At 52.4% G+C, this 18689-nt stretch carries 16 protein-coding genes; 11 read left to right on the top strand and 5 right to left on the bottom strand.

Annotated elements, in window-relative coordinates:
- Positions 1-21: 21 nt before the first annotated feature.
- Positions 22-1215, top strand: coding sequence for an ATP phosphoribosyltransferase regulatory subunit (locus J4377_RS11125; RefSeq protein ID WP_038485596.1), 1194 nt, complete (start codon positions 22-24; stop codon positions 1213-1215).
- Complete coding sequence (locus J4377_RS11120) at positions 1215-2510, top strand: adenylosuccinate synthase (RefSeq protein WP_038485594.1); 1296 nt, start codon at positions 1215-1217, stop codon at positions 2508-2510. Before J4377_RS11125 ends, J4377_RS11120 begins: the two co-directional genes overlap by 1 nt.
- A 131-nt stretch (positions 2511-2641) precedes the next feature.
- On the opposite strand, the gene cobO is transcribed toward J4377_RS11120, so the two are convergent.
- Positions 2642-3241: a cob(I)yrinic acid a,c-diamide adenosyltransferase gene (gene cobO / locus J4377_RS11115; RefSeq protein ID WP_038485592.1), complete on the bottom strand. Its 600-nt coding sequence runs from the start codon at positions 3239-3241 to the stop codon at positions 2642-2644.
- A 223-nt stretch (positions 3242-3464) separates the two neighbouring features.
- On the opposite strand from cobO, the gene J4377_RS11110 reads away from it, so the two are divergent.
- The 4 genes from J4377_RS11110 (at position 3465) to J4377_RS11095 (ending at position 8446) form a co-directional block, all read left to right on the top strand.
- The gene (locus J4377_RS11110; protein ID WP_038485589.1) at positions 3465-3950 is read left to right on the top strand and encodes a YajQ family cyclic di-GMP-binding protein; all 486 of its coding nucleotides are present in this window, start codon (positions 3465-3467) and stop codon (positions 3948-3950) included.
- A gap of 84 nt (positions 3951-4034) precedes the next feature.
- A complete protein-coding gene (gene pepN / locus J4377_RS11105) occupies positions 4035-6665 on the top strand; it encodes an aminopeptidase N (protein ID WP_253485535.1) in 2631 nt (876 codons plus the stop codon).
- 39 nt (positions 6666-6704) lie between these two features.
- Positions 6705-7664 (top strand): lipid kinase YegS, encoded by a 960-nt coding sequence (gene yegS / locus J4377_RS11100; protein WP_231657122.1) that lies wholly within the window; start codon positions 6705-6707, stop codon positions 7662-7664.
- Positions 7665-7705: 41 nt separating this feature from the next.
- Positions 7706-8446 carry a hypothetical protein gene (locus J4377_RS11095; RefSeq protein WP_120386762.1) on the top strand — a complete coding sequence of 247 codons (741 nt, stop codon included), beginning with the start codon at positions 7706-7708 and terminating at the stop codon, positions 8444-8446.
- A gap of 70 nt (positions 8447-8516) precedes the next feature.
- Here J4377_RS11095 and J4377_RS11090 read toward each other — a convergent pair whose 3' ends face one another.
- Positions 8517-8720 (bottom strand): cold-shock protein, encoded by a 204-nt coding sequence (locus J4377_RS11090; protein WP_009721950.1) that lies wholly within the window; start codon positions 8718-8720, stop codon positions 8517-8519.
- A gap of 135 nt (positions 8721-8855) precedes the next feature.
- On the opposite strand from J4377_RS11090, the gene J4377_RS11085 reads away from it, so the two are divergent.
- Positions 8856-9512, top strand: coding sequence for a LysE family translocator (locus J4377_RS11085; RefSeq protein ID WP_038485575.1), 657 nt, complete (start codon positions 8856-8858; stop codon positions 9510-9512).
- A 33-nt stretch (positions 9513-9545) separates the two neighbouring features.
- Here the strand turns inward: J4377_RS11085 and J4377_RS11080 are convergent, their stop codons facing one another.
- The gene (locus tag J4377_RS11080; RefSeq protein ID WP_038485572.1) at positions 9546-11498 is read right to left on the bottom strand and encodes a transglycosylase SLT domain-containing protein; all 1953 of its coding nucleotides are present in this window, start codon (positions 11496-11498) and stop codon (positions 9546-9548) included.
- A 127-nt stretch (positions 11499-11625) separates the two neighbouring features.
- Here J4377_RS11080 and J4377_RS11075 point away from each other — a divergent pair, with 127 nt between their 5' ends.
- The 4 genes from J4377_RS11075 (at position 11626) to sixA (ending at position 15642) form a co-directional block, all read left to right on the top strand.
- On the top strand, positions 11626-11973 hold the full coding sequence (locus J4377_RS11075) for a YkvA family protein (protein ID WP_038485568.1): 348 nt from the start codon (positions 11626-11628) through the stop codon (positions 11971-11973).
- 102 nt (positions 11974-12075) lie between these two features.
- Positions 12076-13980 (top strand): molecular chaperone HtpG, encoded by a 1905-nt coding sequence (gene htpG, locus J4377_RS11070; protein ID WP_038485565.1) that lies wholly within the window; start codon positions 12076-12078, stop codon positions 13978-13980.
- Between the two features lie 116 nt (positions 13981-14096).
- Entirely contained in the window at positions 14097-15167 is a 1071-nt protein-coding gene (locus J4377_RS11065) for an NAD(P)H-dependent glycerol-3-phosphate dehydrogenase (RefSeq protein ID WP_253485532.1), read from the top strand.
- Positions 15160-15642 carry a phosphohistidine phosphatase SixA gene (gene sixA / locus J4377_RS11060; protein WP_038485559.1) on the top strand — a complete coding sequence of 161 codons (483 nt, stop codon included), beginning with the start codon at positions 15160-15162 and terminating at the stop codon, positions 15640-15642. The genes J4377_RS11065 and sixA overlap by 8 nt, the downstream gene beginning before the upstream one ends.
- A gap of 70 nt (positions 15643-15712) precedes the next feature.
- On the opposite strand, the gene gatB is transcribed toward sixA, so the two are convergent.
- Together gatB and gatA are read right to left on the bottom strand one after the other, a co-directional pair.
- Positions 15713-17167 (bottom strand): Asp-tRNA(Asn)/Glu-tRNA(Gln) amidotransferase subunit GatB, encoded by a 1455-nt coding sequence (gatB, locus tag J4377_RS11055; protein ID WP_083005853.1) that lies wholly within the window; start codon positions 17165-17167, stop codon positions 15713-15715.
- Entirely contained in the window at positions 17167-18627 is a 1461-nt protein-coding gene (gene gatA / locus J4377_RS11050) for an Asp-tRNA(Asn)/Glu-tRNA(Gln) amidotransferase subunit GatA (RefSeq protein ID WP_038485553.1), read from the bottom strand. The genes gatB and gatA overlap by 1 nt, the downstream gene beginning before the upstream one ends.
- Between the last annotated feature and the right edge of the window lie 62 nt (positions 18628-18689).

Raw genomic sequence — 18689 nt, 5'->3', positions numbered from 1 at the left:
TTGTCTCGCAGGATTGTTCACATGACCATCGCTGACCGCTGGCTATTGCCCGACGGCATGGATGAGGTGCTGCCGCCTCAGGCAAGCCGCATGGAAGAGCTGCGCCGTGCGCTGCTTGATCTCTACCATTGCTGGGGCTACGACCAAGTAATGCCGCCGCCGGTGGAGTTTTTGGACTCCTTGCTTACCGGTACCGGTACCGATCTAGATCTTCAGACGTTTAAATTAACTGACCAACTAACGGGTCGCATGATGGGGGCATCTGCCGATGTAACTCCTCAGGTGGCGCGTATGGATGCCCACTCCCTGAAGCGGCAAGGGCCGGTTCGATTATGCTACTGCACGAATGTGCTGCGCGCTAAAGCCGACCAGCATCAGGGGGGGAGAAGCCCTGTGCAGGTAGGGGTCGAGCTGTTTGGTCACGCCGGTTTAGAAGCTGACAGTGAAATTATTCATTTGGCACTGGCCAGCTTAAAAGCAGCGGGCGCTGATGAAATTCACCTGGCGCTGGGCCATATTGGCATTTATCGTAGCTTTGTCGAGGCAGCTGCGCTTAGCGATGAGCAGGAGCGGGCGCTGTTTGAAGCACTGGCGCTGAAATCGCCGGGCCAGTTAGCTGAGCTCGTTCACCGTAGTGTCAGCGACCCAGCCTTGGCAGATATGCTGATAGCGCTTGGTGAGCTGCATGGTGATGCAAGTGTGTTAGGGCAAGCACGAGATCGTTTTGCCGGTGCCCCCGCGCCGGTGAGGGCGGCACTTGACCAGTTGGAAGCACTCTATAAAGGTGTATTGGCGCGCTTTGACGTTTCGCTCTATTTTGATTTAGCGGAGCTGCGTGGTTATCAGTACCACACTGGTATGATGTTTGCTGCCTATGTGCCTGGTTATGGCCATGCATTGGCCAAAGGTGGGCGTTATGATGACACTGGCCGTGCTTTTGGTCGTGCGCGTCCGGCGACCGGTTTTTCTATGGATTTAAAACAATTGGCATCCCTGGCGCTGGCTTCACCCAGCCAGGGGGCTGTTTGGGCGCCTGCCCAAGAAGAAGAGTCGCTTAACGCTGCCATTGCTGCGCTGCGTGAGCAGGGTGAACGCGTGATTCAAGCGCTGCCTGGGCAGCGTACTGGGCCGGCGGAGCACAGTTGTGACCGCCGTCTTGAGTTTATTGACGGTCGTTGGCAGACAATGACCCTGACACAAGAGACGAGTGCATAATGGGTAAGAATGTCGTAGTCCTGGGTACCCAATGGGGTGATGAAGGCAAAGGCAAGATTGTTGACCTGCTCACCGAATCAGCCTCAGCAGTGGTGCGCTTTCAAGGCGGTCATAACGCAGGCCATACCTTGGTGATTGACGGTGAGAAAACGGTTCTTCACCTGATTCCCTCTGGTGTGCTGCGTCCAGGTAAAACCTGTGTGATCGGTAATGGCGTCGTATTGTCGCCTGAAGCGCTGATCAAAGAGATCCGTGAGCTTGAAGAGAAGGGCGTGCCGGTACGTGAGCGCTTGCGCCTGTCACCAGCTTGTCCGTTAATCCTGCCTTACCATGTGCGTTTGGACCAAGCACGTGAAAAAGCGCGCGGCATTGCTAAGATCGGCACCACTGGTCGTGGAATCGGGCCAGCTTACGAGGATAAAGTTGCCCGTCGTGGTCTGCGTTTAGGCGATATGCTTCACCGTGAGCGTTTTGCCTCGAAGCTTGGCGAGGTATTGGACTACCACAACTTTGTGTTGGTGAACTATCACGGCGAGCCGGCGGTGGACTTCCAGGAAGTACTGGATACCGCTATGCAGATGGCCGAAGAGCTACGGCCTATGGTCACAGACACCGTTAGTATGGTGCACGATCTGCGTAAAGCCGGTGAGAACATCCTATTTGAAGGTGCTCAAGGCTCGCTGTTGGATATTGATCACGGTACCTATCCCTACGTCACCAGCTCTAATACCACCGCTGGCGGAACGGCTACCGGTTCAGGTGTTGGCCCGCTTTACCTGGACTACGTGCTAGGTATCACCAAAGCCTATACCACCCGCGTTGGCTCTGGCCCATTCCCGACCGAGCTTTTTGACGACCATGGCCGTCATTTAGCCGAGCGTGGGCATGAGTTTGGAGCAACCACGGGTCGCGCGCGCCGTTGTGGCTGGTTTGACGCCGTAGCGTTGCGTCATGCGGTGCAGATCAACTCAGTCTCTGGTATCTGCTTAACCAAGCTTGATGTTTTGGATGGCCTGGAAAATATTCGTGTGTGCGTGGGCTATCGTAGTAAAGATGGCGATGTGCTAGATAATCCGGTTGATTCAGAAGGCTACGAAGCTGTTGAGCCGCTGTACCATGATCTACCGGGCTGGAAAGAATCTACCCTGGGCGCCAAGAAAGTTGAGGATCTGCCTGCCAATGCACGTGCTTACATCAGCTTCTTAGAAGAGCAGGTAGGTACCAGCATTGATATTATCTCAACTGGCCCTGACCGTATGGAAACCATTGTCCTGCGTAACCCGTTTGAAGACTAAGCTAGCATTCATGCATAAATAATTTGTGTGTTTGTAAGCTGCTGAGATGATTGAGTAGTTGAAAAAATTGAGTAGCTGAAAAAAGGGGCGATTAAATCGCCCCTTTTTGCTTTTTAGCATCCGTATTAAAACTAGAAGTCGATGCCGCGACGGGCTTGCAGGCCATTGTTAAACGCGTGCCGTACCTCTTGCATCTCTGTCACTGTATCCGCCATTGCCACTAAATCTCGATGAGCATTGCGTCCGGTAATAATCACCGTTTGTTCTTGCGGTCGATTGATCAGTGCTTGCTTAACCGTATCAATATCTAAATAACCGAACTTCAACATGTAAGTAATTTCATCCAGGACAACAAGATAGGTCGCTGGGTCTGCGAGCATTTTTTCAGCTTCTTGCCATACTGCTTGGCAAGCTTGGGTATCTGACTCGCGATTCTGGGTATCCCAGGTAAAGCCCGTGGCCATGATGGCAACACTGAGGTTTGCGTCTTCCTCTAGCCGATTGCGTTCACCGCACTCCCATAATCCCTTAATAAATTGCACGACACCAACTTTATAGCCATAGCCAAGCGAGCGAGTGACGGTGCCCCAGGCGGCAGTCGTTTTACCTTTGCCATTGCCCGTATTTATCAGCAACAGCCCACGCTGCTCGGTAGCGTTGGCCACTTTCTCGTCAACGCGGGCTTTCAGTTTTTCCATCGACGCTTTGTGACGTGCATCGCGATCGCTCATGGTCGGTATCCATCGGTAAGTGATTAAGTAAATGATGGCTAGGTTAATTCATCCAGCGGCAATTTAATATTGCTGTGGTTAAGTTTTGTATAGTTAATGGATAATTCTGTTCAAGTTTTGGGGGTGCCGAAGTTAGCGCTGCAAGACACATTATGTAAGAAATTGGCCGGGTGGGGGCTAGCTGCTCTAGAATAGTGGGTCATGTCTTACTAGGAATGATGCCATGCCCTCATTTGATATTGTGTCAGAGTTTGATCAGCACGAAGCGTCCAATGCTATCGACCAAGCAAATCGTGAAGTGCAGTCGCGCTTTGATTTCAAAGGTGTTGATGCCAGCTTTTCACTTGAAGGAGAGAAAGTTCAGCTTGAGGCTGAGGTTGATTTCCAACTAAAGCAAATGCTCGATGTGTTGCGCAATCGGCTGATTGCACGTGGAATTGATGCCCGTTGTATGGATATTCAAGACCCGGTGTTGTCTGGTGTGAAAGCCCGACAGGAGGTCGTTCTAAAGCAGGGGCTTGATCAGGCTGAAGCAAAAGATGTGGTTAAGCGTATCAAAGCCAGCAAGCTAAAAGTACAGGCTCAGATTCAGGGTGAAAAAGTGCGCGTTACGGGTAAAAAACGCGACGATCTTCAGAGCGTGATGGCGCTTTTACGTGGCGAAGAGGGGCCTGAACTACCATTACAATTTGATAACTTCCGTGATTAATTAACTCGATCGACAGTAATACGATGGTGCAGCGTTAGGCGCTGCCTCATCAAATAATTTATAAGCTTACAGGAGTCACGCACTATGTCTGATCCGCAGCCGGTTTATTTAAGCGACTACCAGCCGCCCGCCTACCTAGTTACCCATACCGAGCTGACGTTTGATCTTGACCCTGCAGCAACCCGCGTAAAAGCACGTCTGCAAATAGAGCGTCATCCAAGCGCTGATTCACAAGCGCCGTTAGTGCTTAACGGTGAACATCTGACGCTGATATCACTCGCTATCGATGGTAGCCCTTTGGCTGATGCTGCGTATCAGTTAACGGATGAGGTGCTGCACATAGCGGATGTGCCAGAGACCTTCATGCTGGAGAGTGAGGTGGAGCTAGCTCCCAGCAGCAATACTGCGTTGGAAGGGCTGTACCAATCTAACGGCATGTATTGCACCCAGTGTGAAGCAGAAGGCTTTCGGCGAATTACTTATTACCCCGATCGTCCTGATGTGATGGCCACTTTTAAGGTAACGGTGATTGGTAACGCCACCAGTGAACCAGTGCTACTCGCCAATGGTAATCCTGTTGATCAAGGTGCATTGGAAAATGGCCGCCACTTTGCGACCTGGGAAGACCCGCACCCGAAACCCTGCTATCTGTTCGCTTTAGTTGCTGGGAATTTGCATAAAGTGGAAGATTCTTTTGAGACTGTGAGCGGCCGCAACGTGACGCTGCAGTTATGGGTCGAGCAAGAAAACCTAGATAAAACCGAACATGCGATGGCCTCTCTTAAGCGTGCTATGGCATGGGACGAACAGACCTATGGCCGTGAATACGACCTTGATCTGTTTATGATTGTGGCAGTGAATGATTTCAATATGGGGGCAATGGAAAACAAAGGGCTTAATATATTTAACTCCGCTGCGGTATTAACTCATCCCAATACCGCGACGGACGCAGCCTTCCAAAATGTGGAAGGGATTGTTGCCCATGAATATTTCCACAACTGGTCAGGCAATCGAGTGACTTGCCGTGATTGGTTCCAGCTCTCTTTAAAGGAAGGCTTTACTGTATTTCGTGATCAGTGCTTTTCCGCCGATACCAACTCGGCTCCCGTTAAGCGCATTCAAGACGTGTCGTTTTTCCGCACTGCTCAGTTCGCTGAAGATGCTGGGCCAACGGCGCATCCGATCCGGCCAGACCACTTTATTGAAATCACCAACTTTTACACTCTGACGATTTACGAAAAGGGTGCAGAGGTTGTGCGCATGCTGCGTAATTTACTGGGTTGGGAAGACTTCCGTCGCGGCTCAGATCTTTATTTTGAACGTTTTGATGGTCAGGCAGTGACCATTGAAGACTTTGTGGGCTGCATGGCTGAGGTGTCTGATGTAGACCTTAGCCAATTTATGCGTTGGTACTCCCAGGCAGGCACGCCTGAAATCGATGCGCACGGTGAATACGATTACGCCCATGGGGAGTATCATCTCACTCTGCGCCAACGTACCCCCGCGACTCCAGGGCAATCAGACAAGCTGCCGTTACACATTCCCGTACGTATGGGGCTAGTGGGCACCAAGTCGGGACAGGATCTGACATTAACACTGTCAGGTGAGAAGCTAGGTAACGACGCTGTTATTCATCTCACTGAAGATGAGCAGACGTTTGTCTTTACTGACGTTGCTGAAGCGCCTGTTCCTTCACTGCTGCGCGATTTTTCTGCACCCGTAAAGCTACACTTTCCCTATTCGCGTGAAGACCTTGCGTTTTTGCTGACGCATGATAGCGATGGCTTTAACCGTTGGGATGCCGGCCAGCGGCTTGCTATGCTGGCGTTAGATGATCTAATCGCTGCACATCGTAATGGTGTTGAAAAGGTCATGGACAGCCGTGTTGTGGAAGCCTTTAGAACGCTGCTTACTAGTGCTATGAGCGATAAAGCGGTGCTGGCAGAAATGCTGACGCTACCCTCTGAAGCCTATATTGCCGAGCAGCAGCCAATTGTAGATGTGGACGCAATACACGCCGCTCGCGAATTCGTGCGCCAGTCGTTAGCCGTTGCGCTGCGTGATGAATTTATCGCCGTGTATAAAGCGAACCAAAGCGATAAACCCTACGCGCCAACGCCTGAACAGATCGCCCAGCGTAGCCTCAAAAACGTCGCCTTAACTTATTTAATGGCGATTGAGGACGAAGAGGGCATTACGTTTTGCGAAACGCAGTTTGCTGCGGAACATAACATGACCGATGTTCGTCATGCGCTGACCTTGTTGGTTCATAGTGACCGTGATGATATCGCGTCTCCAGCACTGAAGGCCTTTGGCGAAAAATGGGCACATGACCCGTTGGTTATGGATCAGTGGTTCACCATACAGGTGTCACGCCCGCAGCCAGATGTTCTTGAACGTGTTCAATATCTAATGCAGCACCCAGCATTTTCAATTAAGAACCCTAATAAAGTGCGTGCCCTGGTCGGAGCATTTGCCCAAAATCGGATTAATTTCCATCGTTTAGATGGTAAAGGATACGCGCTGTTAGCCGATGTGGTGATTGAGCTAAATCGCCTGAATCCCGAAATAGCCGCACGGCTGGTGACACCGTTAACCCGTTGGCAGCGTTTCGACGAAGAACGTCAGCAGTTAATGCGCGATGAGCTTGTGCGTATTAAGCAGGAGCCTTTATCGTCAAACGTATTCGAAGTTGTTGAGAAAGCGCTGGCATAAGGTAAGCCAGCGAACTAACCATGGAGAGGGAATGCGCCGGTGACAGATACACAGCAGCACTATTTACTGATTATTAACGGTAAGTCTGCCGGTAACCCGGCGCTGCGCGAAGCTGTTGAAGAGCAGCGCAAGGCAGGGATGTCGATCATCGTACGTTCGACCTGGGAAGGCGGCGATGCCGCTGAGTTCGCTGCCCAAGCGGTCGAGCTGGGCGCTACGCGGGTCATTGCCTGTGGTGGCGATGGTACCGTTAATGAAGTGGTTAACGGACTCATGCGGATTGCTCATGATCTGCGACCAGCACTAGGCATTGTGCCATTAGGCAGTGCCAACGATTTTGCTACTTCCCTCGGTTTGCCGCTGGAGCCAGGGCCAGCCCTTGAGGCTGCAAGGCACTTGTCTCCATCGCCGATTGATGTGATCAGAATGACCGCTCAGTCAGGCGCAGAAGAAGCGGTTAGTTATTACGTCAACATGACAACTGGCGGATTTGGTGCCGAAATTACCTCATCAACCCCTAAAACGCTAAAGCGCATGTTAGGTGGTGGCGCATACTCCCTGATGGGCGCTTTGAAAGCATGGCGGCACCGTAGTTATTGCGGCACGTTGCATTGGGGGGACCAGCAGCAAGAAGCGTCGCTGTTACTTCTCGCGCTGGGCAATGGTCGCCAATCTGGCGGCGGGCAAGTATTAGCGCCAAGAGCTAAGCTCGACGATGGCCGTTTCGATGTGCTACTGGTCAAGGACTTTTCATCAGCGGCAGAGTTGCCGACGTTGCTGAGTGAGTTGCAGCAGTTTCCAGCCGAAGGGCGCTTTGTGCGCTATTTTACCGCCAGCCAGCTGTCGGTAACGACTCAGCCAGATGATGAACCTTGGCCGTTAACCTTAGATGGAGAGGCGCGTCGCTATGAGCGATTTTGCGTCGAAGTAGTGCCGCTTGCGCTGAAAGTGCTGCTGCCGGAAGGGTGCTCACTATTGACGGCTAATGATCGCCACTAAGTGTTTTTTATTATTTGAATCACTGTTAAGGAGAAAATCCAATGGTAAATCGCTTTTGGATGCCGCTACTAGCCAGTCTCGCGCTGCTGCTAAGCGCCTGCGGCGACGCACAGGAAGATACTACGACTACAAATGAGCAGGACACCTCTAGCAGTGACGTGGATGCTCAACAAGCACCTACTGCTGCAGATGGCAGCGAAGAGACGGATGAAGCCGCTAGTGCGGATGATATCGAAGAGGACATTGAAGCGCGCCAAGCGGCAGAGGAGCTAGAGGAAGCAGAGGCACTGAGAGATGACAGTAATGATGCATCGGAAGCCTCAATCTCGCCCAATAACGAAGAGGTGCAGGCGGATGAAGACACGCTTGCAGCGGACCCTGAAGATGCCCTCGATGAAGCCAGTGCTATGCCTGGCGAAACCACTCGTTCAGATGTCGATGACGTTATTGCTGAGACCGAGCGCCGTTTTGAAGAAGCCCAGCGCCGCTTAGATGAGCAGTTTAAAGAAGTCGAGCAGCAGACACCGGCCTTGGAGCCGATGGATGGCGACGCTCCAGCTCCAAGTTGGGAAACAGAGTCCAGCTTACCCGGTACGTCTGACTTAGATGATAATTTGGAAGCTACCGACGTAGATGCGCTGATTGAAGACACTGAGAGACGTTTTGAAGAAGCGCAAAAGCGTTTAGAAGAGCAGTTTGAGGCCCTCGAGAGTGAGCAGCCGATCAGTGAAAGTATAGACAGTGTTGGTGAGGAGCAAGAAGCTGAGCGTGCCCAGGAGTAATGTGCTTACATAATCAGTGAATATGAATAAGGCCCGCTGCATGAGTGGGCCTTGTTTTATTCCTCTGGCGTTAGACCGGACGAATGTTAGAAGCCTGAAGGCCTTTTTTACCCTGTGTTACCTCAAAGCTGACTTTTTGACCGTCTTGCAGGGTCTTGAAACCTTCAGCTTGAATTTCGGAGAAGTGGGCAAATAGATCGTCACCGCCGTCATCAGGAGAGATGAAGCCGTAACCTTTGGTCTCGTTGAACCACTTGACAGTGCCAGTCGCCATCGTCCATATCCTTAACATGCTTAATGATTGGGCAAGCATCCATTGTGAATGCCTGCCAAAATTAATGTAGAAGCAAATAGTTCAGGCGTCCAGTTGCGGACTTAAGATTTTTTAACTTTTGGTGGGCTTCCTCTCATGACGCAAATCGGCTTTATCGATGCTCAGTTTGTCTCGTTCCTTGTGGCGATAACGCTGCTATCAATAAGCCCTGGCGTTGATACGCTGCTTGTCATCCGCAACACTGCCCGCGGTGGTGTTCGAGATGGTGTTGCAACAAGTATTGCTATTTGCTGCGGACTGTTCGTCCATGCGACTATTTCAGCGCTGGGTATTTCACTGATACTGCTGCAGTCGGCCTGGGCATTTCATATGCTAAAACTGGTGGGGGCGGCTTACCTGATTTGGCTGGGTGTCTCCAGCTTGCTGGCGGCGCGTCGTGGTACCCCCTTGCCTGTTCAAGGCGTGATGACAAGCGGCTCACCAGTGCCATTTTGGCAACCTATCAAAGAAGGCCTGCTGTCCAATGTCTTGAACCCCAAAACCGTGGTGTTCTACATGGCATTTTTACCCCAATTTATTTCGCCTTCTGATCCAGCACTGCTGAAATCATTATGGCTTGCGGGGGTTCATTTCGTGATTGCCAATATCTGGCAAATTAGCGTAGTGCTAATGGTGGGTGGGGCAAGTAAGTGGTTGGCCAGCGCTCGTTTTGCACAAACGCTCAATGCCGCTACCGGTGTGGTGCTGGTGGTATTTGGCGTTCGTTTAGCGCTAGAGCAGCGCCCGGTATAACCGGGCGCTGTATCAGTGGAGGGTCTGTCGAGGTTATCGGCTTACAAGCAGCGCGTGGTCATAGCGAACGGCCTGTTCACTCTCACTAAGCAGTGAGACGCCCTCGCTGTTGCCGCCGTTTGCCAGGCTTTCGAAAATGACCCGGTAGCTCAACACGGCTTGTACATAATCTCGGGTTTCCCGGAATGGAATGCTTTCTACAAACAGGTCAAATGATTCCATGCTGTTGTTGCCTAGCCATTGATCTACTCGGCCTGGCCCGGCGTTATAAGCGGCGGTGGCGGCCAACCGATTGCCTTGATAGCGTTCCAGCTTGTCACGTAAGTAGGTGCTACCTAAGCGAATATTAAGCTCAGGCTCTAAAACGCCGTAAGGTCCTGGATCATTTAGCCCCAGTTGACGACTAACTTGGCTTGCCGTGCCTGGCATTAATTGCATTAACCCCCGAGCACCGGCAGGAGAAAGGGCGACTGGGTTGTAAGCACTTTCACGACGGGTAATGGCCATCAGTAAATAAGGGTCGACGCCGGTTATGCGGCCCCAATGTAGGAAGCTATCACGATAAGCCGCTGGGAAACGCCAATCCAGCGCGTCCCACATTTCAGCTGCAATCGTGGTTTGCACTAAGCGAGCATGCCACTGCTGGTGAGCGGCGTAATCGGCGAGCGCCCGCGCCTGATAAGGTGTGCCATTCTGTACGGCATACAGCCACTCGCTGTTGGCTAGACCATCTTCGCCAATACGTAGGAGTGCTTCGGTGCGCTGAACCACCGGCAGGCGTGCCGTTTGTGCCCTGGTAGCTTCGTCAAAATGGTTGCGTTCTAAGTTGAGCTGGTAGGGTTGGTTGAGTTTTTCGGCAGCAGCAAAGCCATAGAAACTTCGGTCGGTTGCTGCTTGTTGGTAACGCGCTAACGCTGCGTCACGATTACCCAGTTGCTCATTGGCCCTGGCTAGCCAGTACTGCCAGCGGCTACTTTCCTGCTGGCTACTAGGCATTTCGGTGATCCAGTGGACGACATCGGTCCACTGTCTTTTGGCCAGAGCGTCGCGAACACGCAGTTCTAATACGCGCTCGCTGTTCAGCGAAGGCAGTACGCTGTCGACCCAGGAAAGGGTGCCAGGAACGTTGCGTACGAGTGCATAAAACGCAAGTTCTTCTTCGATCGCTTGGCGGTCAGTATGGGCTAAGTTGAGGCGTGGCCCAATGGCTTGCCACGTTGAGAAGGCTGCGGGGGTGTTTTCTCGCGTGTAGCGCTGCATGGCGGCTTTATAAAACGCCGCCGTGGCAGCGCATTCAGGGCCAAGACAGGTAGGCGCTGAGGCAAGTGCGCTTGGTGAGTTATTGACCGTTTCGGCTGTATTCAGTGCTGTTTGCCACTGACTGTTCAGTAACCCGCCTAGATAGTTGCTTAAGCGCTCTTCGCCCGCCTGCCAAGCGAGCATTTTACGCTCCCAAATTGCCGTGGCATCAATGGTGCCATCCGCGCGAAGGCGATTGAACAGCGGGTCGCAGGCATCCGGCTGGGAGCTACCTACAAGCCACAGTTCAAGCCCCGCTTCGCGAGCTTCAGCAGGTGCTCTATCCAAGAGAGCAGTGTAGTAGTAACACTGACGAGCAGTGCCTGCTGGTACGCCGTCAGCAACGGCAAGCAGGTCGCCAAATCGACCCGCATAGCCATACTTTGCGATCGCTTGGCCACGCATCCATTCTGATAGCGGTGAATCAGCATGGCGCTCGATAAACTGCAGCACTTGGCTGGGGGCTGCATTAGGCAATTGGCTACGTAGGCGATGGTAGTCAACATAGCCGCTAAGGATATGCCCCTCTATCGCGCGGTCATTGATCTGTTGCCACTGCTGTTGGCGTGCAGCTTCAAGTGCCTCGCGCATCGCTGAGTCAGACGTTGCCCAGGAGGCAGTTGGTAACCCGATGAGCATCGCCGCACATAGGCTGCGAAATGTTAATCGAAATGGCGAAGCTTGCATGGCACTCCCTCTTGCTCGCTAATGGTATCTAGCCGCTATGTTGCTAGAACTGTATTGCTGGGTTGATGATGAACTAAATGTGCAAAAAATGTTCTGACAATTACGATACCTGGAGGATTCAATAACGATGGCACGAATGTCTACGTGGTGGCTGTTTCGACGGCTCAAAACACGTGTATGGGCAGTGAAACGCATTGGCCGAGCACTAAAGCTGTTTCTGCCTATGACGCGTGACGTGCTGCGAGGCAGTTTTCGCCCTATTCCCTGGTCGGCCTTTGGGCTGATGGCGCTAGCACTTGCTTATCTTGTCATGCCTTTTGATCTTATTCCCGACTTTCTCGTAATGATTGGCATTGTTGATGATGTTTTGATCGTAGGTTGGTTACTTAATCGTGTCGATGCCCACCTGTCAGAATATCGTAATTGGAAATATGCAGAAGAAACGCCAGCCGCTTCTTCTCACTCACCTTCTTGAAATCCCGCCGCTTATCCCCATATTGAGTTCACAACCTTTTCCGCTCCTGCCTAACGTTAGGCAGGAGCGCCAAGCACAACGTGATTAATGAGGGCTAAGCGCATGACGACGGCAACCCAGGAAGAAACTCTTGGCTTTCAAACGGAAGTTAAGCAACTCCTAAATTTAATGATTCACTCCCTGTACTCTAACCGGGAGATATTTTTACGCGAGCTGATCTCTAACTCGGCTGATGCCTGTGACAAGCTGCGTTATGCCGCACTTGATAACGATGCGCTTTATGAAGGTGACAGCGAGCTGCGCATTGAAATTGAGCATGATCGCGAGGCTAACACCATCACGCTACGTGATAATGGTATTGGCATGAATCGCGATGATGTCATTGCGAATCTGGGTACTATCGCACGCTCAGGTACCGCAGAGTTCCTTAAGCAGCTCTCTGGCGAGCAGCAAAAAGACGCTAAGTTAATTGGCCAGTTCGGGGTAGGTTTCTACTCTGGATTTATCGTTGCTGATGAAGTAACGGTACGCACCCGCAAAGCGGGCACTGACGCCTCAGCAGGGGTCGAGTGGCGCTCAAAGGGTGAGGGTGAATTCACCGTTGCTGATATTGAGTGTGAACGTCACGGTACTGAAATCACGCTGCATCTTAAAGACGATGCTAAAGAGTTTGCCGACGACTATCGCCTGCAAGGGCTAGTGCGCAAATACTCCGACCACATTGAAGTGCCCGTGCGTATGCCTAAAACCGAAACGGCGAAGGACGACGAAGGCAACGATATTGAAGGCAGTGAAATCACCACGTGGGAAACGGTTAACGAAGCGACTGCGTTATGGGCTCGTCCGAAAAGCGATGTCACTGAGGACGAGTACAAGGCATTTTACAAGCACGTTGCCCACGATTTTAGCGACCCGCTGACCTGGAGCCACAATAAGGTTGAGGGCAAGCTGGAGTATACCAGCCTGCTGTATGTACCGGGCCGTGCACCGTTTGACATGTTCGATCGTGATGGCGCTAGAGGCGTTAAACTGTATGTTCAGCGTGTGTTCATTATGGACGACGCGGAGCAGTTCTTGCCTCTGTATCTGCGCTTTATCAAGGGTGTATTAGATACTCGCGATCTCTCTCTGAACGTTTCTCGTGAGCTGCTCCAGCAAGACCCCAAAGTCGATAAGATCAAGGGTGCGTTGACCAAGCGTGCGTTGGATATGCTCAAGAAGTTGGCGAAAGACAATGAGCAGTACCAGACCTTCTGGAATACATTTGGCAGCGTGCTAAAAGAGGGGCCAGGTGAAGACGCCGCCAATCGCGAAAAGATTGCTGGCCTGCTCCGTTTTGCTTCAACGCATACCGATACTGCCGCCCAGGAGCACTCTCTGGTCGACTACGTTGAGCGTATGAAAGAGGGTCAGAAGAAGATTTACTACGTGGTCGCCGACAGCTTTAATGCGGCGAAAAATAGCCCTCACTTAGAGATCTTCCGTAAGAAAGGTATCGAGGTGCTGTTGCTATCGGACCGTATTGACGAGTGGCTAATGAGTCATCTCACCGAGTTTGATGGTAAATCGTTTGCCGATGTGGCTAAAGGTGAGTTGGACCTTGGCGATGTGGAAGACGAGGAAGAGAAGAAAGCCCAGGAAGAAACAGCTAAAGCCAAAGAAGACTTGGTTAAGCGCGTCAAAGAAGCGTTAAACGATGGTGTTCAAGAGGTGAAAATTACTCACCGCTTAACCGATTCGCCCGCCTGTGTCGTGCTTCCTGAGCATGAAATGGGCTATCAGATGCGTCGGATTATGGAAGCCGCTGGCCAGCCATTGCCCGAGGTGAAGCCGATTCTGGAGCTAAACCCCAACCATGCTCTGGTGGCGCGTCTGGAAAATGCTGACGGCGACCTGTTTGGCCAGTTGGCGCATATTTTGCTGGATCAGGCGATCATCGCTGAAGGTGGTCATCTTGATGATCCCGCTGCCTATGTTAAGCGGCTTAATAACGTCTTAACGGCTTGATGAATCAGTAGTTGATTGACGCGGCCCGCTTGGATATCCAAGCGGGCCGCTTGTTTTAATAGAGATGATGATAAAGTAAGTGCTAAACGCACGAGACCAATGATCAGGATATCGTCATGGCTGATGAACAGCAGATGAATGTGGCAGTGCTGGGGGGCGGAAGTTTTGGTACCGCTCTGGCGAGTATTGCAGCAGATAATGGCGCAAAGGTGCGCCAGTGGATGCGCGATGAAGCTTTAGTGACGCAAATAAATCACGAGCATCGCAATGGGCGCTATCTACCACATTATGTAATTAATCCCGCCGTCATCGCGTCTACGGATCTTCAATCGGTGCTAGAAGGCGCTGAGTTAGTGCTGATTGCTATCCCTTCCAAAGCGTTTCGAAGTGTTGTTCAGGCTGCCAAACCCTGGTTAACCCCGGAGCAAATTCTGGTCAGTACCACCAAAGGTATTGAGCAAGAGAGCTTTTTGCTAATGAGTCAGGTGCTTGAACAGGAAACTGGGTTTCCCCACGTTGGCGTCATAGCGGGGCCCAATTTAGCGTCCGAAATCGCTGATAAGCAGTTGACTGCCACCGTCATTGCCAGCGCCGATGCGCTCACCAGAACGCGGGTGCAGCAAGCGTTAGGCTGTCGCTATTTTCGCGTATATGCCAGTAATGATCGTCATGGCGTTGAGCTGGGTGGGGCGCTTAAAAATATCTACGCCATTGCCGCAGGTATGGCGGCAGCGCTGGGAATGGGAGAGAACACTCGCAGCATGCTGATGACGCGAGCGCTAGCAGAAATGAGCCGCTTTGCAGTTGCACAGGGGGCTAACCCGATGACGTTTTTAGGCTTGGCTGGCGTCGGTGATTTAATCGTTACCTGCTCTTCAAATCTATCCCGCAACTATCGGGTTGGCTACGCCATGGGGGAAGGGCGAGGTCTTGATGAGGCGGTGTCGGCATTAGGTCAAGTAGCTGAAGGGGTAAATACCGTCAAGCTTGTCTGCGCTAAAGCGCGTGAAATGGGTGTTTATATGCCGCTGGCTGAGGGCCTGAATCGCGTGCTGTTTGAAGGTGTTCCGGCTCAGGAGATGGCACGCACTCTGATGATGGGCGAGCAAAGCAGTGATGTGGAATTTATTCTGCCTCGTGAGGCTGTTCAGCAAGCCCACCGTGAAAATGGAGGCAGGAATGCCTAGTGTGCTGGTTATGCGCCATGGTGAGGCTGCATCGGGGTTTCCCGATCAATCGCGCCGATTAACGCCTCGTGGTGAGCTTGAAGCCGAAAAAATGGCCCGCTGGCTGGCCATGCGTATTGAGCAGGGTGAACTATCTTGCCCCACGATTTATGCCAGCCCTTTTGTACGAGCTCAGCAGACAGCTCAGCGGATCTGTGATGCTTTGGGTGTGCAACTTAATACATTGGCGTTTATTACCCCGGAAGATTCACCTAGTGATGTTAGTGAATGGCTGCTAAATCAATCTGCAGATGCTCCGATTATGCTCGTCAGCCATATGCCGCTGGTGGGTGAGTTGGCGGGCCTGTTAGTAGAAGGAGTGCCGAGCCAGGGGATTGGCTTTCCTACCGCCGCCATTGCAGAGCTGGAGGCTGACGTGTGGGCCGCCGGTTGCGCGCAGCTAAAACGCTTTACCCAGCCAAGCCAGTTGTTATAACGCTTATAGACACAAAAAAAGCGGCTGCCGAGGCAGCCGCTATGACACTGCTGTCACTCGTCGGTCGACGTTACAGCAGTGCGTCCAGCTTCTCTTTTAGCAAGCCATTAACTTGCTGCGGATTCGCCGTGCCGCGAGATGCCTTCATGACTTGGCCAACGAAGTAACCAATCATCTTGCCGCGTTTCTCTGGCTCAGAATCACGATATTGAGCAACCTGAGCCGGGCTCTCTGCGATAACCTGGTCAATCATCGCTTCGATCGCGCCAGTATCCGTTACTTGCTTCAAGCCTTTTGCGTCAATGACGGCGTCGGCGCTATCGCCTTGTCCATTCCACAGTGCTTGGAAGACTTGCTTAGCGGCTTTGCCGTTAATGGTGTCATCCAGTACGCGACTAATTAGCTCGCCGAGCTGTTTTGCGGAAACCGGGCTGTTCTGAATGCTTAGGTTTTCACGGTTAAGCGCACCCGAAAGCTCCCCTTGTACCCAGTTAGCGGCTTGTTTAGCATCGCCGCACACTTGCTGTACTTCTTCGAAAAACTCGGCCATTTCTCGGCTAGCAGACAGTACGTGGGCATCATAGGCCGATAAGCCTAGCTCATTCTGGAAACGCGCCCGCTTATCGGCAGGAAGCTCTGGCAACTGGCTGCGAAGGTGATCAAGGTAAGCTTGATCTAACACCACGGGTAACAGATCCGGGCAGGGGAAGTAGCGATAGTCGTTAGCTTCCTCTTTGGTACGCATGCTGCGGGTTTCATCGCGCTCAGGATCAAACAGGCGGGTTTCCTGCACGACTTTGCCGCCGTCTTCGATCAGCTCAATCTGGCGTTCGACCTCATAAGCAATGGCGCGCTCAACAAAGCGGAACGAGTTGACGTTTTTAATTTCCGCGCGAGTGCCGAAGGCTTCTTGGCCTTTAGGTCGCACTGAAACGTTAACATCACAGCGCATTGAGCCTTCCGCCATATTGCCGTCGGAAATGCCCAAATAGGTCACAATAGAGTGAATCGCTTTGAGATACGCGGCGGCCTCTTTTGCACTGCGCATATCCGGTTCAGAGACGATTTCCAGTAGCGGTGTGCCCGCCCGGTTAAGGTCGATGCCCGTCATGCCGTGAAAGTCTTCGTGTAGCGACTTGCCAGCGTCTTCTTCAAGATGGGCGTGATGAATACGAATACGCTTGGTCGATTCGTCATCTAAGGTGATTTCAACATCACCTGCGCCGACGATCGGATGATACATCTGGCTGGTTTGGTAGCCCTTGGGCAAATCGGGATAGAAGTAGTTTTTACGGTCGAACACCGATACTTCAGGAATGTCGGCGTGTACCGCAAGCCCAAATTGAACGGCCATGGCCACGGCCTGCTCGTTCAGCACAGGCAGAACGCCAGGTAAGCCAAGGTCAACAGCACAGGCTTGAGTGTTCGGTTCTGCACCAAAAGCGGTGGAGGCGCCGGAGAAAATTTTCGAACGAGTTGCGAGCTGAACGTGCACTTCCAGCCCAATCACGGTTTCCCATTGCATTAGGCGTTCTCCTCGGCAAAAGCAGGGCGTTGTAAGTGCCAATCAGTGGCTTGCTGGAACTGGTGAGCCACGTTTAGCAGCTGTGCTTCTGCAAAGTGGGTACCCAGGATCTGCAGACCAACCGGACGGCCATTGGAAAAGCCTGCTGGAACGCTGATGCCAGGAATGCCGGCTAGGTTAACGGCGATGGTGTAAATGTCCTGTAGGTACATAGACACCGGATCTTTCTTGGCGCCAAGATCAAACGCGGGCGTTGGCGATGCGGGCCCCATCAGTACGTCTACGTCTTCAAAGGCGTCCAGGAAGTCCTGTCGAATCAAACGACGCACTTTCTGCGCTTTGGTGTAGTAGGCGTCAAAAAAGCCTTCAGAAAGCGTGTGTGTGCCAATCAGGATGCGCCGCTTCACCTCATCACCGAAGCCTTCCGCACGAGACCGCGTGTAGAGGTCAATAAGATCAGCCGGTGCATCGCAGCGATGCCCGAAGCGCACACCATCATAGCGGGAGAGATTCGAGGACGCCTCTGCAGGGGCGATAACGTAATAAGCCGGAATCGCATAGTGGGTATGCGGCAGGCTCACCTCGCGTACGGTCGCTCCTAATGATTCATATACTTTCACTGCCTCGCGGACCGCTTTTTCGACGTCAGCGTCTAAACCATCGCCAAAGTACTCCTTTGGCAGGCCGATTTTGAGGCCGGAAAGCGGTGCGTTGAGCGTTTCTGTGTAGTCGGGAACGCCGCGGGCAACGCTGGTGGAATCACGTACATCATGGCCAGCAATGACATTGAGCAGATGTGCGCAGTCTTCAGCACTTTTCGCCATAGGGCCAGCCTGATCGAGGCTAGACGCGTAGGCAATAATGCCATAGCGAGAAACGCGGCCATACGTAGGCTTCAAACCGGTGATGCCGCAAAATGCCGCTGGTTGGCGAATAGAGCCGCCGGTATCTGTGCCCATTGCTGCAGGGACAAGGCCTGCCGCTACTGCGGCGGCACTACCACCTGAGCTGCCGCCAGGAACTGCAGTAAGGTCCCAGGGATTTTTTACGGCACCAAAATAGCTATTTTCGTTGGAAGAGCCCATAGCGAACTCATCCATGTTGGTTTTACCCAGGCTAATGGTGCCGGCAGCGTTGAGTTTCTCTACCACGGTGGCATTGTAAGGCGCGATAAAATTATCGAGCATTTTCGAACCGCAGCTGGTTTTCACCCCTTGAGTACAAAAGATATCTTTCAGCGCGAAAGGAATGCCTGTTAGCTTGCCAGCCTTGCCTGCAGCACGCGCATTGTCGGCAGCTTCTGCCTGATCAAGTGCTTGCTCGGCGGTGACGGTAATAAAGCTATTGAGCGTGCCATCAGCTTGCTCAATACGCTGTAAAAAGTGTGAAGTCAGCTCTCGGCTGGAAAGCTCACCGCTTTTCAGGGCGGCGGCAAGCTGCGTTACGGTTTTATCATGCATGACCCGGAAGCTCCGTTCGGGGGCGAATAGAAAGAGCAGAAAATAGCGGCCTGTGCGTGGTA

This window comes from Halomonas sp. XH26 (assembly GCF_024138895.1).
GTDB lineage: Bacteria > Pseudomonadota > Gammaproteobacteria > Pseudomonadales > Halomonadaceae > Vreelandella > Vreelandella alkaliphila.
This window is presented reverse-complemented; position numbering and strand designations above follow the sequence as displayed.

Bases quoted from the DNA above. Each gene is read 5' to 3' on its own strand.
- gatA (WP_038485553.1), bottom strand. From the start codon at position 18,627: ATGCATGATAAAACCGTAACGCAGCTTGCCGCCGCCCTGAAAAGCGGT.
- J4377_RS11085 (WP_038485575.1), top strand. From the start codon at position 8,856: ATGACGCAAATCGGCTTTATCGATGCTCAGTTTGTCTCGTTCCTTGTG.
- J4377_RS11090 (WP_009721950.1), bottom strand. From the start codon at position 8,720: ATGGCGACTGGCACTGTCAAGTGGTTCAACGAGACCAAAGGTTACGGC.
- cobO (WP_038485592.1), bottom strand. From the start codon at position 3,241: ATGAGCGATCGCGATGCACGTCACAAAGCGTCGATGGAAAAACTGAAA.
- sixA (WP_038485559.1), top strand. From the start codon at position 15,160: ATGCCTAGTGTGCTGGTTATGCGCCATGGTGAGGCTGCATCGGGGTTT.
- J4377_RS11110 (WP_038485589.1), top strand. From the start codon at position 3,465: ATGCCCTCATTTGATATTGTGTCAGAGTTTGATCAGCACGAAGCGTCC.
- J4377_RS11125 (WP_038485596.1), top strand. From the start codon at position 22: ATGACCATCGCTGACCGCTGGCTATTGCCCGACGGCATGGATGAGGTG.
- J4377_RS11065 (WP_253485532.1), top strand. From the start codon at position 14,097: ATGGCTGATGAACAGCAGATGAATGTGGCAGTGCTGGGGGGCGGAAGT.
- J4377_RS11080 (WP_038485572.1), bottom strand. From the start codon at position 11,498: ATGCAAGCTTCGCCATTTCGATTAACATTTCGCAGCCTATGTGCGGCG.
- htpG (WP_038485565.1), top strand. From the start codon at position 12,076: ATGACGACGGCAACCCAGGAAGAAACTCTTGGCTTTCAAACGGAAGTT.
- gatB (WP_083005853.1), bottom strand. From the start codon at position 17,167: ATGCAATGGGAAACCGTGATTGGGCTGGAAGTGCACGTTCAGCTCGCA.
- J4377_RS11095 (WP_120386762.1), top strand. From the start codon at position 7,706: ATGGTAAATCGCTTTTGGATGCCGCTACTAGCCAGTCTCGCGCTGCTG.
- J4377_RS11075 (WP_038485568.1), top strand. From the start codon at position 11,626: ATGGCACGAATGTCTACGTGGTGGCTGTTTCGACGGCTCAAAACACGT.
- pepN (WP_253485535.1), top strand. From the start codon at position 4,035: ATGTCTGATCCGCAGCCGGTTTATTTAAGCGACTACCAGCCGCCCGCC.
- J4377_RS11120 (WP_038485594.1), top strand. From the start codon at position 1,215: ATGGGTAAGAATGTCGTAGTCCTGGGTACCCAATGGGGTGATGAAGGC.